The organism is Serratia sp. JSRIV006 (assembly GCF_019968685.1).
GTDB lineage: Bacteria > Pseudomonadota > Gammaproteobacteria > Enterobacterales > Enterobacteriaceae > Chania > Chania fonticola_B.
Window position 1 is genome coordinate 588,403 of sequence record NZ_CP074137.1, and the last position, 12,759, is coordinate 601,161.

Sequence of the window (12,759 nt, forward strand, 5' to 3'; positions counted from 1 at the left end):
CGAGGGCTTTTTTGTCTGTTTTATAATCTAATTTGAGCCGGTTCACACTTTTCAATGAAAATGACTGAAAATTTTCTCGACGAGTTATGTAGACTGGCTGCCATTATTAATGAGGCACGTGTACATGACTACTGAGCTTGAAACCTCTTTTGCTGACCTGGGGCTGTCTGCTCCGATCATTGCTGCCCTGACCGATCTGGGCTACGAAAAACCATCACCGATCCAGGCTGAGTGTATTCCTCACCTGTTGAACGGTCGCGACGTGCTGGGCATGGCGCAGACCGGTAGTGGTAAAACTGCGGCGTTCTCGCTGCCCCTGCTGCACAACCTCGATGCAGCCCTGAAAGCACCACAAATCCTGGTACTGGCTCCAACCCGCGAACTGGCGGTTCAGGTAGCTGAAGCCATGACCGATTTCTCCAAGCACATGCATGGCGTTAACGTGGTGGCCCTGTACGGTGGCCAACGTTATGACGTGCAGCTGCGCGCTCTGCGCCAGGGCCCGCAAATCGTAGTAGGGACCCCAGGCCGTCTGTTGGATCACCTGAAACGTGGCACCCTGAACCTTTCTGGCCTGAAAGGCCTGGTTCTGGACGAAGCCGACGAAATGCTGCGCATGGGCTTTATCGAAGACGTAGAAACCATCATGGCGGAGATCCCGGCTGAACATCAGACCGCGCTGTTCTCTGCGACCATGCCGGAAGCGATCCGTCGTATTACCCGTCGCTTCATGAAAGATCCACAGGAAGTGCGCATTCAGTCCAGCATCACTACTCGTCCAGACATCAGCCAGAGCTACTGGACCGTGCAGGGCATGCGTAAAAACGAAGCGCTGGTGCGTTTCCTGGAAGCGGAAGATTTTGACGCGGCGATCATCTTCGTACGTACCAAAAATGCGACCCTGGAAGTGGCTGAAGCGCTGGAGCGCAGCGGTTACAACAGCGCCGCACTGAACGGTGATATGAACCAGGCGCTGCGTGAGCAGACCCTGGAGCGTCTGAAAAGTGGCCGTCTGGATATTCTGATCGCCACCGACGTTGCCGCTCGTGGTCTGGACGTTGAGCGTATCAGTCTGGTAGTAAACTATGATATCCCTATGGATTCAGAGTCTTACGTTCACCGTATCGGCCGTACCGGTCGTGCGGGCCGTGCTGGCCGCGCGCTGCTGTTCGTAGAAAACCGCGAACGCCGCCTGCTGCGCAACATCGAACGCACCATGAAGCTGACCATCCCTGAAGTCGAGCTGCCAAACGCAGATCTGCTGGGTGAGCGCCGCCTGGCCAAGTTTGCCGCTAAAGTTCAGCAGCAGCTGGAAAGCAGCGATCTGGATATGTACCGTGCGCTGCTGGCTAAGCTGCAACCGGGTGAAGATCTGGATATGGAAACGTTGGCCGCTGCACTGCTGAAAATGGCACAGGGCGAGCGCCCTCTGATCCTGCCACCCGATCCAGTGTTCAAACCGCGTCAACGTCGTGAGTTCAACGACCGTGATGATCGCGGTGGCGAGCGTAGCAACGACCGTCGTCGTGATGCACGTCCAGACAGCCGTGATGGTGGCGCTGAGCGTCCACGTCGCGAACGCCGTGACGTGGGTGAAATGCAGCTGTACCGCATTGAAGTTGGCCGTGATGACGGCGTGGAAGTTCGTCATATCGTTGGCGCGATCGCTAACGAAGGTGACATCAGCAGCCGTTACATCGGTAACATCAAGCTGTTTGCTTCCCACTCCACCATCGAGCTGCCAAAAGGCATGCCGGGCGAGATCCTGAATCACTTCACTCGCACCCGCATTCTGAACAAGCCGATGAACATGCAACTGCTGGGCGACGCACAGCCGCATGAACGTCGTGAGCGTCCTGCCGGTGGTAACAGTGGTGAGCGCCGTGGCGGTGCCCGTCCATTCAACGGCGAGCGTCGCGAAGGTGCACCAGCACCACGCCGTTCTTTCGGTGAGCGTCGTGAAGGCGGTAATGCTGCCGGTGGCGAACGCCGTGGCGGTAACTTCAACCGTGACAAGCCAGCACCACGCCGTGACGATGCAGCAGCTCCTGCCGCACCACGTCGCCGTTTCGGTGATGCATAATCGTTGATTTGACCGTATACGGTTAATCAGCTTAAGAAACCAGTCTTCGGACTGGTTTTTTTTTGCCTGGCATCTCAGTTAATACCGCTAAAGGGCGTATCATTCGCAAGGTTTATCTTACGGATGCACAGGAGCTGCCGTGAACTGGCAACAATTCAAATCTCAATACCTGGTGCGCTTTTGGGCGCCTTTACCGGCGGTGATCGCAGCCGGGATCCTCTCGACCTACTATTTCGGCATGACCGGCACCTTCTGGGCGGTAACCGGTGAATTTACCCGCTGGGGCGGCCATATCTTGCAGTGGTTGGGTTTCCACCCCGAGCAGTGGGGCTACTTTAAGGTGATCGGCCTACAGGGCACACCACTCGATCGTATCGATGGGCGCATGATAATCGGTATGTTTGCGGGTTGTATCGCCGCCGCGCTGTGGGCCAACAACATCAAATTACGTATGCCACAGCACCGCATCCGCATTGCACAGGCGTTGCTTGGCGGCATCATCGCCGGTTTTGGTGCGCGTTTGGCGATGGGGTGTAACCTGGCGGCCTTCTTTACCGGTATTCCACAGTTCTCGCTGCATGCCTGGTTTTTTGCGCTGGCAACGGCGGCGGGTTCTTACTTCGGTGCCAAATTCACCTTGCTGCCGATGTTCCGTATTCCGGTCAAGCTGCAAAGAGTGAAAGCGGCCTCACCGTTGACGCAAAAACCTGAGCAGGCACGCCGCCGTTTCCGTTTGGGAATGGTGATTTTCTGCCTCACGGTGGCTTGGTCATTATGGACGTTATTTGATGCGCCGAAACTCGGCATTGCCATGCTGTTTGGTATCGGTTTTGGTCTGCTGATTGAACGGGCACAGATCTGCTTTACCTCAGCGTTCCGCGATCTGTGGATCACTGGCCGTACGCATATGGCCAAAGCGATTATTATCGGCATGGCGGTCAGCGCCATCGGCATCTTCAGCTATGTGCAATTGGGCGTCTCGCCGAAGATCATGTGGGCCGGGCCCAATGCGGTACTGGGCGGCCTGCTGTTTGGCTTCGGTATTGTGCTGGCGGGCGGCTGCGAAACCGGCTGGATGTATCGTGCGGTAGAAGGCCAGGTCCATTACTGGTGGGTGGGGTTGGGCAACATTATCGGCGCCACGCTGTTAGCCTACTACTGGGACGATCTGGCGCCAGCTTTGGCGACCAACTACGACAAGATTAACCTGCTGGATACCTTCGGGCCGATCGGCGGCCTGCTGGTGACCTATCTGCTACTGGCCATAGCCTTTGCCGCTATGCTGTGGTGGGAGAAACGCTTTTTCCGCGCCAAGCCAGATGCGCAGGTGGTGAATTTAAGGAGTGAAGCATGAAACAGACCGAGATCGTGCCGGATTACCGGTTGGATATGGTGGGAGAGCCTTGTCCTTATCCGGCGGTGGCTACGTTAGAGGCTATGCCGCAGTTGAAACCGGGCGAAATACTGGAAGTGATCAGCGACTGCCCGCAGTCAATCAATAATATTCCACTCGATGCCCGTAACCACGGCTACAAGGTGCTGGATATTCAGCAGGATGGGCCAACCATTCGTTACCTCATCCAGCGTTAATCGAACAAGGGCACCATTACGGTGCCCTTATCATTCATCCCTTCACTAAGTCGCCTTTCACCCCGGCAACAATCTCAAACGACCGTAAACGCGCCTGATGATCGAAAATCTGGCCGTTAACCATGATCTCATCCGCACCGGTTTCACGCAGCAGGCTTTGCAGGCCATGGCGGATGGTGCTTTCGCTACCGACGATCGACATGCGCAGTGCCTGATCGACACCATACTGCTCGCCTGCTGTCCACAACGCGTGGATATTATCGACCGGCGGTGGCAGTGGGCCTGGTGAGCCACGGCGCAGGTTGATAAACTGCTGCTGCATGGAAGTGAACAGGAAACGGGCGTTTTGATCGCTGTCTGCGGCGACCACGTTGACACACACCATCGCGTGCGGCTGCTGGCACTGCTCAGACGGCGTAAAGTTCTCGCGGTACACATTCAGTGCCTGGAACAGCATATCTGGCGCAAAGTGCGAGGCGAAGGCAAACGGCAAGCCGAGCTGTGCCGCCAACTGCGCACTGTACAGGCTGGAACCCAACAGCCAGATTGGCACATGTAACCCTTGGCCCGGTACGGCCTGCACTGCTTGCCCCGGCTGTACTTCGCCAAAGTAATGTTGCAGTTCCTGCACGTCACGCGGGAAGTTATCTACCTCGCCAGAGAGGTGGCGACGCAGCGCCATCATGGTGCGTTGGTCGGTACCCGGTGCCCGGCCAAGCCCCAGATCGATACGCCCAGGATAGAGAGATTCCAAGGTGCCGAACTGTTCGGCGATCACCAGCGGCGCATGGTTTGGCAACATCACGCCACCTGAACCGAGGCGAATGCTCTGCGTACCGGAGGCTAAATAACCCAGTAATACCGATGTCGCGGCACTGCCGATGCCGGTCATATTGTGGTGTTCCGCTAGCCAGTAGCGCTGATAGCCCCACTTTTCGGCATGTTGCGCCAAATCCAGCGAGCAGTGAAACGCATCGCGTGCCTTGGCTCCCTGAGGGATCGGGGATAAATCCAGTACCGAAAGCGGTACCCGTGTGTGTTCAGTCATTTCATCGTCCATTGTGCTTATCAGGTTGATCGCTTAAAGGGCGATTGCAGGGTTCTGCAACTAAAAAAGCGATTATGCTTTTTGTGTTAAAAGCATAATCGAAAATACGGTTATAAAAGGGGATATATGTGCTCGCAATATCCTTATGAGAATAATGGTTTTTTTACAGCTATGATGGTTTTTGTTTGCACGCTGATGTTCAAGGGGCTGAAGTAATGAAGAAGAAGACGCTGTTTACCCTGCTGCTGATGGGGATAGCTATCGCCATGGCGGTGCTATTCCGCGCGCATAATCAGGATTTGTTGTTGCAGGGCGAAGTGGATGCCCCCGAAGTGATCGTCGCTTCCAAAGCCAAGGGCCGGGTGATCGAGCGCCTGGTAGAGCGCGGGGACGATGTGAAAACCGGGCAACTGCTGCTGCGGCTGGAAAGCCCGGAACTGATGGCCCAGCTACGTTCGGCGCAGGCTTCGCGGGATGAGGCCCAAGCGCAGTTGGACCAATCGCTGCATGGCACCCGTGAAGAAAGCATCCGTAACCTGCGGGCCAACCTGGCACAGGCCGAGGCGCAATACCAGAATGCCCAACACGATTACGACCGTAACCTGAGCGTTGCCAGCAAGGGTTATGTATCCAAATCTGAATTGGACAGCTCACGCCGTGCGCGTGATACCGCCTATCAACAGGTGCAGGCCGCCAAAGCCAATTTGGACGAAGGCATCAATGGCGATCGCATTGAACTGCGGCAGAAATATGAAGCAGCCCTGCGGGCCTCCGAGCAAGACCTGCTAGAAATTCAGGCCCAGACCGACGATCTACTGGTTAAAGCTCCGGTTGATGGCGAAGTGGGGCCGATCCCGGCTGAAGTCGGTGAGCTGCTCAACGCCTCCAGCCCGTTGATGACGTTGATCCGCGTACCGGATGCCTATTTCGTGTTTAACCTGCGGGAAGATATTCTGGCGCATGTCCGCAAGGGGGATAAGGTCCAGTTGCGCGTCCCAGCGTTGAAAGACCAAACGATCGAGGCAGAAGTGCGCTATATCGCCCCGTTGGGGGATTACGCTACCAAGCGTGCCACGCGAGCCACCGGTGACTTTGATCTGAAAACCTTTGAAGTTCGTTTGTATCCGTCGCAGCCGATAGATGGCCTGCGCCCAGGGATGAGCACCTTATGGCAATGGAAAGAGTAAGGGCAGGTTGGCGCTGCTTCAGCCACGCGTTCAGCAACGAGTGCCGCATCGCTTTTCGCCGGCCGGTGGTGCACTGGCTGGGATGGATCTTCCCGTTGATCCTGTTTGGCCTGATCAGCAGTAACTTCTCGGAAGGGACCTTGCTCGATCTGCCGGTCTCGGTGGTGGATAACGATCACAGCCCGCTATCCAAAAATCTGATCCGCAAGCTGGATGCGGGTTCTCATGCCCATGTGCAAGCCTATGACGGCGGTCTTGATGAGTCGTTGCGCCGTCTGCGTAGCGCGCAGGATTATGCTTTGCTGTCTATCCCGGCCGATTTTGAGGCGGACGCGCTGGCGGGCAATCAGCCGAGCGTGGTGCTGTATTACAACGCGCTGTTTTACGGTGCCGGGCTGTATTCTACTCAAGATTTCAGCGGCCTGATGGCCGAGGCCAACGCCAATTACCGCTCGATCATTGCCGGGGCCATGGGCAAGTCGCTGCCGCCGCTGGCGGATGTCACCCTCAACTACGGCAGCCTGTTCAATGCCAGTGGCAGCTATATCTATTATCAGCAGTTTGCCGCTACCATTCATATGCTGCAGCTGTTTGTGGTTACCTGCATGATTTACGTGATGGCGCGCAGTAAGTCCTTGCTGAAAGCCAAGCCCTTTAGCCTGGCCCTGCTGGGGAAACTGGCCCCTTACACCCTGTGCTTTACCACTTTGCTGATGGTTGAGATTGCTGCGCTGGTGGGCATTTTTGACGCTCGCGTCAGCGGCAACCCGCTGTTTATGCTGATGATTGGCTTCTTCTACGTGATGGCGGCACAAAGCATCGGCCTGTTGCTGTACACCTTTACCGGCAGCGCCATTACCGCCTACACCCTGATTGGCATGTTGGTGAGTATTGCACTGACTTTCTCTGGCATGGCAGTACCCGAGCTTTCCATGCCGCTACCCGCACGCATCATCTCCAATATCGAGCCTCTTACCCACGCACTGTACGCCATGTTCGACGTCTTCCTGCGTCAGGTGCCCGCCAGCGCCATCCTCAGCGTATGTGCGCTGCTGATTGTCTACCCGTTGGTGACCGCACTGTTGGTGCGTAACCGGCTGCTGAAGCGGCTGGCAAAAGAGGAGACGGTGGGATGAAAAGCTATTGGCTCACCTTCCGCAAAGTATTGACGAGCATGTTGGAACGGCCGATGTGGCTAATGTTGATCCTGTCGTTGTGCATCATGAGCACGGTTTATGCCAACCGCACGGTGTGGGATCTACCGGTGGCAGTGATCGATCAGGATCACAGCACCGCCAGCCGCCAGCTTATCCGCCAGTTGGATGCCACCCCGAAGATCGCCATCCAAACTTACGACAGCCTGGACGAGGCAAAACGCGATCTGGGTTGGCGCAAACTGTTTGCAGTGATCATCATGCCGGTGGATCTGGAGAAGAAGATCCTCAATGGCAAAAACATTGAGATCCCGGTGTTCGGTGATGCCACCAACCGGCTGGCAAACGGCCAGATCCAGCAGGACGTGGTGGCGGCTTACCAGCAGTTGCTCGGCCAGTACAACACCTCACTGTTGATGCGAAGTGGGTTCAGCGAACGGCAGGCTCAGGTGATCATGATGCCGATCCAGAGCCAAACGCTGGACGTATTCAACCCCGGTATCAGTTTTGCGGCGATTATCTTCCCAGGGTTGTTAGTGATGTTATTGCAGCACTCGCTGTTGATTGCCTGCGTGCGCGTCAGCATTGTGTTGAAAGGAACGCCGGGCGGCAAGCCGTCGCTTCCTGTTTATCTGGGGGGGCTATCGGCCCTGTTGCCGATCTGGCTGTTCCTGTCGATTGTGTTATTTGTGCTGTGGCCCTGGGTTTTGGGCTATCGACAGACTGCGACGATCCCCGAGATCTTGCTGCTGACCTTCCCGTTCCTGCTTGCGGTGCTTGGGCTAGGCAAGCTGGTAACCGAATGCTTGCGCAGCGTGGAAATGATCTACCTGACGCTGTCGTTTATCACCACCCCGGTGTTTTACCTTTCTGGCACCATCTGGCCGCTGCAAGCGATGCCGCAGTGGGTCAGGGCGATTTCATCGATGATCCCTTCAACCTGGGCGACCAAAGCCATTGCTGGCGTGAATCAGATGGGGCTATCGCTGCGTGATGTCGGCGGGGACGTGGCCATGCTGCTGCTATTGGGGGCGATTTATACGCTGATTGGTATTGGCGTTGGAGCCGTGCGTAACCGCGTGGGGCTGCGCAATCTATTTCGTAAACGTCGGACTTCCTGATAACCATGGGGCCAGAATGCTGGCCCCATGAGTTATTACTGCACCAGCTCCAACCCGGCTACGCGCCGCCAGTAACCGTTGCATTCGGTATGGTCGGTTAACGTCAGCGGCTCCGTGCCTTGCTCATTAGCCCGGAAATTATCAAGCATCGCCAGTGTTTCTACGCCCTGTGGTGACAGGCGTACAATATCCACCAACCCCTGCATGCTGGTCAGTTCGTTGCCCAGGTTGTAGCAGTAGCCACTCATGGTCTGGATACCGTTGAGCACAAACACCTGTTGGTTCTCTTGAGAATTGACGATGCGCCCCTGCGGATATTTGATGCAGCAGGTTTCGCATTCATCCTTGCCCCGGTTTTCCGAGCGTGCAGTAAAACAGCGCGCCGAATAGGCCAGTGGCAAGTGCCCGTAACTCAACACTTCCACTTCAAACCCCTGGCGGAACCCTAACTCATCACATTGCTGCAATAAATTGACCAGCCAGTCGCGTGAAAGCTCTACCGGCATGCACCAGCGCATCATGCCCTGCTTGTGCAGCAGGCGCAGAGTGTAGGCGTTGTAGCAATTGAGGGCATGCCCGGCGACAAACGGCAAACCGCGATCGGCGGCCATATTCACCGTACCAAGATCGTTGGCTTCGATCAGGAATTCGCCGTTCTCCACATAACGCTTCAGCTCATTCAGCTCTGAGGGTGCCTGTAGCAAAGCCAAGGTAGAGATCACCACCTGCTTACCCGATTTGGCGATCTCCTGCGCTAGCGCCAGCCAGTCACCTACTTTCATTTCACGCCGTTTGGTGCAGACGCTCTCGCCAAGATAGATAATATCGGCGCTGCTGCTTATCGCCTGCTGATAAAAGGCTTCTATCTCGCTGTTTGGCCAGTAGTAGAGCACCGGGCCTAATGCATATTTCATGGTTTCTCCTACTGCCATTTGCGGTGGTACGCGCCAAGCGTGGTCTGGGTGCCTTCGGACATTGCGCCGAGCGTTTCCATCCAGGCTGCGTCGGCTTGATAGCCAGCCGGGTTGGCCATACAGCGATCTATGGCCTGGCGCCAGACGCGCGCAACCTGGCTGACATAGGCAGGGCTGCGTTGGCGGCCTTCAATCTTCACCGAGGCAATATTGGCGGCCAGTAGCTCTGGCAGCAGCTCCAGCGTATTCAGGCTGGTGGGCTCTTCCAGCGGGTGATAGAGCACGTTATCCACCAGATAGCGGCCTTTGCACAGCGTTGGGTAACCGGCGTTTTCGCCGTCCTGATAACGGTCGATCAGCACGTCATTCAGGCGCGATTCCATCCCCTGCGGTGTTTGTTGCCAGCGTACAAAGCGGGCAGGTGAGCAGGCGCCCACGGTGTTAGGTGATTCCCCGGTCAGATAAGAGGAGAGGTAACACCGCCCTTCGGCCATGATGCACAGGCTGCCAAAGGCGAACACTTCCAACGGTACTGGGCTGGTGCGTGATAATTGCTTCACTTGGTGCATCGACAGCACACGAGGCAGCACCACGCGGGCCACATCAAAGTGGCGTTGATAAAAACGGATGGCTTCTTCATTGGTCGCAGAGGCTTGCACCGAAACATGGCGCTCCACCTGCGGATAACGTTCCGCTGCGTACTCCAGCATTGCCAAATCAGCCAGGATCAGCGCGTCGGCACCCAACTGGGCGGCCATATCCACGGCTCTCTGCCAGCGTGCGTAGCCATCGGGGTGAGCAAAGGTGTTGATGGCGATATGCAGCTTGCGGCCATGCCGGTGCACATAGTCAGCCGCTTCCTGCAGCTTCTTCTCGGTAAAGTTCAGCCCGGCAAAGTGGCGCGCATTGGTATCGTCTTTCAGGCCGATGTAAACGGCGTCTGCGCCATTATCTACCGCGGCTTTCAAGGCCGGCAGGTTGCCAGCGGGGCAAAGCAGCTCCATAGATCTATCCTGATCCCAGCCATATACCTGGCCAGGTATATGCTGTGATAAACGTTGCCGGGCCATTGATTCGCCTGGCAATGATGTAAAAGGGGAGACAATTTTAGTGAACCCGAGGTTAACAAGCTTTGATTTGAGGCAGCTTCTGGCGTATTGATATTCAAGCGGTAACTTGAAATCTGTAGGGAAAGATGAGCGTTAATTGCACCATTTGTTGATATAGACCGGTTACGCGTAGCCGCAATGTGGCAAAATAACCTCAGACTGAGTAGAAAGGAGTGAATAACAGTGTTGGAAAAACTACGAGCACGCATTGTGCGTCAAGGGCCGTCGCTGTTGCGCGTACCGTTAAAATTCACGCCGTTTGCTCTGCAGCGTCAGGTTTTGCAACAGGTGCTGAGCTGGCAGTTCCGTCAGGCGCTGGCTGAGGGAGATTTAGAATTTCTCGAATCGCGCTGGCTGAAGATTGAAGTGCGCGATCTGGCACTGCAATGGTTTATGACGGTAGAAAACGATAGGCTGGTGGTGAGCCAACAGGCTGAGGCGGACGTCAGCTTCAGCGGCGAAGCCAACGATCTGATCTTGATTGCGGCACGTAAGCAAGATCCCGACACGCTGTTTTTCCAGCGTCGGTTGCAGATTGAAGGAGATACCGAATTGGGCCTGTATGTAAAAAATCTGATGGACGCTATCGATCTGGATGCGATGCCTACGCCGTTACGCGTTGGGCTGCTGCGGTTAGCGGACTTTGTGGAAGCCGGTTTGCAGGAGGGCACGGCGCAAACTTCCCGTGTGCCGCAGCCATGCTGATCCGCGTTGAAATTCCGGTGGATGCCGCAGGCATTGATGCGCTGCTGCGTAACGCCTTTGGCCGTGATGACGAAGCCGAGCTGGTGCAACAACTGCGTGAAGACGGGTTGTTGACGCTGGGCATCGTTGCCACCGACGAAGAGGGTGGCGTGGTCGGTTATGCCGCATTCAGTCCGGTTGACGTTGCGGGCGAGGATCGCCAATGGGTTGGCCTTGCGCCGTTGGCGGTAGAGGAAAGCCTGCGTCGCCAAGGGCTGGCCGAAAAGCTGGTTTACGAAGGGTTGGATGCGCTGAATGAGTTCGGCTATGCCGCCGTAGTGGTGCTGGGCGAACCGGGTTACTACGGGCGCTTCGGCTTTAAAACGGCTGCCCAGTTCGATCTGCATTGCCGCTGGCCAGGAACGGAAGCCGCATTCCAGGTTTATCCGTTGGCGGAAGATGCACTGAGCGGTGTGAATGGGCTGGTGGAGTATTCGGCTCCCTTTAGTCGCTTTTAACTACCGGTAGCAGGTATTCCAATGAGAGGGGCGGATTCACTATCAGCTCCTCTTTTTGTTTTTTGCTCAACTGCTTCACCCGATATTCCAGCCGCAACGCCATCGAGCGATCCCCCACCTGGCAGTGAAAAACCAGTTTCAGCTCCCCTTTGCCGCGCAGGGCTTTAGCCCCTTTACCAGCCTGGTGCTGGGCTGCTCGCCGGGCGACGTCTGTCGTGATGCCGGTGTACAGCATCCCGCTTGGCATTCGCAGCATATAGAGATGCCAGGTTGTTTCAGTCATAACGGCCTGCGTAATGGTTCAAAGAGTTACTTATGCCAAAAAGGCCCAACGGCTACAGAATCCCTAACCAGCAGCTCAGAAGTAAAAACGTTGTCCTTCGACAGATAGCCGCCGTCGAGCATGGCGATCAGCCGGTCGATCACTTCGCTCATCATATCGCTCACCGGGTCTTTAACGCTGGATAACGCCGGGGAGAGATAGGGAGCCGTAGGGATATTATCGAAGCCGATAACCGAGACGTCATTGGGCACGGCAATGCCCGCCTCGTTCAATTTCTTGATGGCACCAACGGCCATATCATCGTTGCTGGAGAGTACCGCGCTAAAGGTGATTTTATCCATGAGCAAGGATGCCATCGCCGTGGCACCGCTGGCTGGCGTCCACTTTCCTTTGATGATGAGCTTATCATCCAGTTCGATATCGTATTGATTTAAAGCCTCTTTATAGCCGGATAGTCGCTCAATCGCCGTTGGTGAATCCAGTGAACCGGTAATAAAGGCGATATTCTTGTGGCCCTGCTCAATCAGATGCTTTGTCGCGTTAAAACTGGCCCCTTTGTGGTCGCAGCAGATGCAGTGGCTTTGGTGTTTTCTCAGCCTGCGGTTAACCACCATGATAGGTTGCTTGTGTTGCTCGATGATGTCGTCCATCGCTTCGATGGTTAAGAAACGCGGGTAGATGATGATGGCGTCGCAGCGTAAATCGAGCAGGAATCGGATCGCCTCTTGCTCTTCTGCGGCACTGTGTTTACCGTCCACCAGGATCAACTGGCGGCCGTTGTCCTCCAGCTTTTGCGCCGCCTGGGAAAGTATTTCACTGAAATAACTGCCGTTATAGAGGGTGTTGGTGACCACCAGACCAATGCACTGGGATTTATTGGTGGCCAGATTTCTCGCCAGCAGATTGGGACGATAACCCGCCTCTTCGATGGCTTTAAACACCTGATCTTTGGTGGCTTCGCTGACGTACCCTTTGCCGGAAAGAACGCGTGAAACAGTGGCTTTTGAGACGCCTGCCTTTTTTGCCACTTCCTGCATGGTAGACATAGGGTTTTCCCGGCTTTTAACA

The 12,759-nt window shown here is 55.7% G+C and carries 14 protein-coding genes; 9 read left to right on the forward strand and 5 right to left on the reverse strand.

The window, feature by feature from the left end; genetic code table 11:
- Positions 1-60 precede the first annotated feature (60 nt).
- The 4 genes from yrbN to yedF all read left to right on the forward strand — a co-directional run bounded on the left by yrbN (position 61) and on the right by yedF (position 3,673).
- Positions 61-135, forward strand: a complete 75-nt coding sequence (yrbN, locus tag KGP16_RS27635; RefSeq protein ID WP_223499600.1) for a protein YrbN — start codon at positions 61-63, stop codon at positions 133-135.
- Positions 125-2,083: a DEAD/DEAH family ATP-dependent RNA helicase gene (locus KGP16_RS02705; RefSeq protein WP_021807514.1), complete on the forward strand. Its 1,959-nt coding sequence runs from the start codon at positions 125-127 to the stop codon at positions 2,081-2,083. The genes yrbN and KGP16_RS02705 overlap by 11 nt, the downstream gene beginning before the upstream one ends.
- 139 nt (positions 2,084-2,222) lie before the next feature.
- Positions 2,223-3,437 carry a selenium metabolism membrane protein YedE/FdhT gene (gene yedE, locus KGP16_RS02710; RefSeq protein WP_021807513.1) on the forward strand — a complete coding sequence of 405 codons (1,215 nt, stop codon included), beginning with the start codon at positions 2,223-2,225 and terminating at the stop codon, positions 3,435-3,437.
- Complete coding sequence (gene yedF, locus KGP16_RS02715; RefSeq protein ID WP_021179059.1) at positions 3,434-3,673, forward strand: sulfurtransferase-like selenium metabolism protein YedF; 240 nt, start codon at positions 3,434-3,436, stop codon at positions 3,671-3,673. Before yedE ends, yedF begins: the two co-directional genes overlap by 4 nt.
- A gap of 34 nt (positions 3,674-3,707) precedes the next feature.
- Here yedF and KGP16_RS02720 read toward each other — a convergent pair whose 3' ends face one another.
- The gene (locus KGP16_RS02720) at positions 3,708-4,733 is read right to left on the reverse strand and encodes an LLM class flavin-dependent oxidoreductase (RefSeq protein WP_059199546.1); all 1,026 of its coding nucleotides are present in this window, start codon (positions 4,731-4,733) and stop codon (positions 3,708-3,710) included.
- Between the two features lie 203 nt (positions 4,734-4,936).
- Between KGP16_RS02720 and KGP16_RS02725 the strand changes: the two genes are divergently transcribed.
- Genes KGP16_RS02725 through KGP16_RS02735 form a run of 3 tightly spaced genes read left to right on the forward strand, consistent with a single transcriptional unit; the run spans position 4,937 to position 8,183 of the window.
- Positions 4,937-5,908, forward strand: a complete 972-nt coding sequence (locus KGP16_RS02725) for an HlyD family secretion protein (protein WP_021179061.1) — start codon at positions 4,937-4,939, stop codon at positions 5,906-5,908.
- Positions 5,890-7,044 (forward strand): ABC transporter permease, encoded by a 1,155-nt coding sequence (locus KGP16_RS02730; RefSeq protein WP_021807510.1) that lies wholly within the window; start codon positions 5,890-5,892, stop codon positions 7,042-7,044. The genes KGP16_RS02725 and KGP16_RS02730 overlap by 19 nt, the downstream gene beginning before the upstream one ends.
- On the forward strand, positions 7,041-8,183 hold the full coding sequence (locus KGP16_RS02735) for an ABC transporter permease (RefSeq protein ID WP_021179063.1): 1,143 nt from the start codon (positions 7,041-7,043) through the stop codon (positions 8,181-8,183). Before KGP16_RS02730 ends, KGP16_RS02735 begins: the two co-directional genes overlap by 4 nt.
- 35 nt (positions 8,184-8,218) lie before the next feature.
- On the opposite strand, the gene KGP16_RS02740 is transcribed toward KGP16_RS02735, so the two are convergent.
- Both KGP16_RS02740 and KGP16_RS02745 read right to left on the reverse strand, forming a co-directional pair.
- On the reverse strand, positions 8,219-9,097 hold the full coding sequence (locus KGP16_RS02740) for a U32 family peptidase (RefSeq protein ID WP_223498767.1): 879 nt from the start codon (positions 9,095-9,097) through the stop codon (positions 8,219-8,221).
- 8 nt (positions 9,098-9,105) lie between these two features.
- On the reverse strand, positions 9,106-10,101 hold the full coding sequence (locus KGP16_RS02745; RefSeq protein ID WP_021179065.1) for a peptidase U32 family protein: 996 nt from the start codon (positions 10,099-10,101) through the stop codon (positions 9,106-9,108).
- Between the two features lie 288 nt (positions 10,102-10,389).
- Between KGP16_RS02745 and KGP16_RS02750 the strand changes: the two genes are divergently transcribed.
- Both KGP16_RS02750 and KGP16_RS02755 read left to right on the forward strand, forming a co-directional pair.
- Positions 10,390-10,911 (forward strand): SCP2 domain-containing protein, encoded by a 522-nt coding sequence (locus tag KGP16_RS02750; protein WP_024483381.1) that lies wholly within the window; start codon positions 10,390-10,392, stop codon positions 10,909-10,911.
- Positions 10,905-11,408: a GNAT family N-acetyltransferase gene (locus KGP16_RS02755; protein ID WP_223500781.1), complete on the forward strand. Its 504-nt coding sequence runs from the start codon at positions 10,905-10,907 to the stop codon at positions 11,406-11,408. Before KGP16_RS02750 ends, KGP16_RS02755 begins: the two co-directional genes overlap by 7 nt.
- On the opposite strand, the gene KGP16_RS02760 is transcribed toward KGP16_RS02755, so the two are convergent.
- Positions 11,395-11,691, reverse strand: a complete 297-nt coding sequence (locus KGP16_RS02760; protein WP_218519941.1) for a GIY-YIG nuclease family protein — start codon at positions 11,689-11,691, stop codon at positions 11,395-11,397. The two genes, KGP16_RS02755 and KGP16_RS02760, sit on opposite strands and share 14 nt — an antisense overlap.
- A gap of 26 nt (positions 11,692-11,717) precedes the next feature.
- Positions 11,718-12,737 (reverse strand): LacI family DNA-binding transcriptional regulator, encoded by a 1,020-nt coding sequence (locus KGP16_RS02765; protein ID WP_223500783.1) that lies wholly within the window; start codon positions 12,735-12,737, stop codon positions 11,718-11,720.
- Positions 12,738-12,759: the final 22 nt, after the last annotated feature.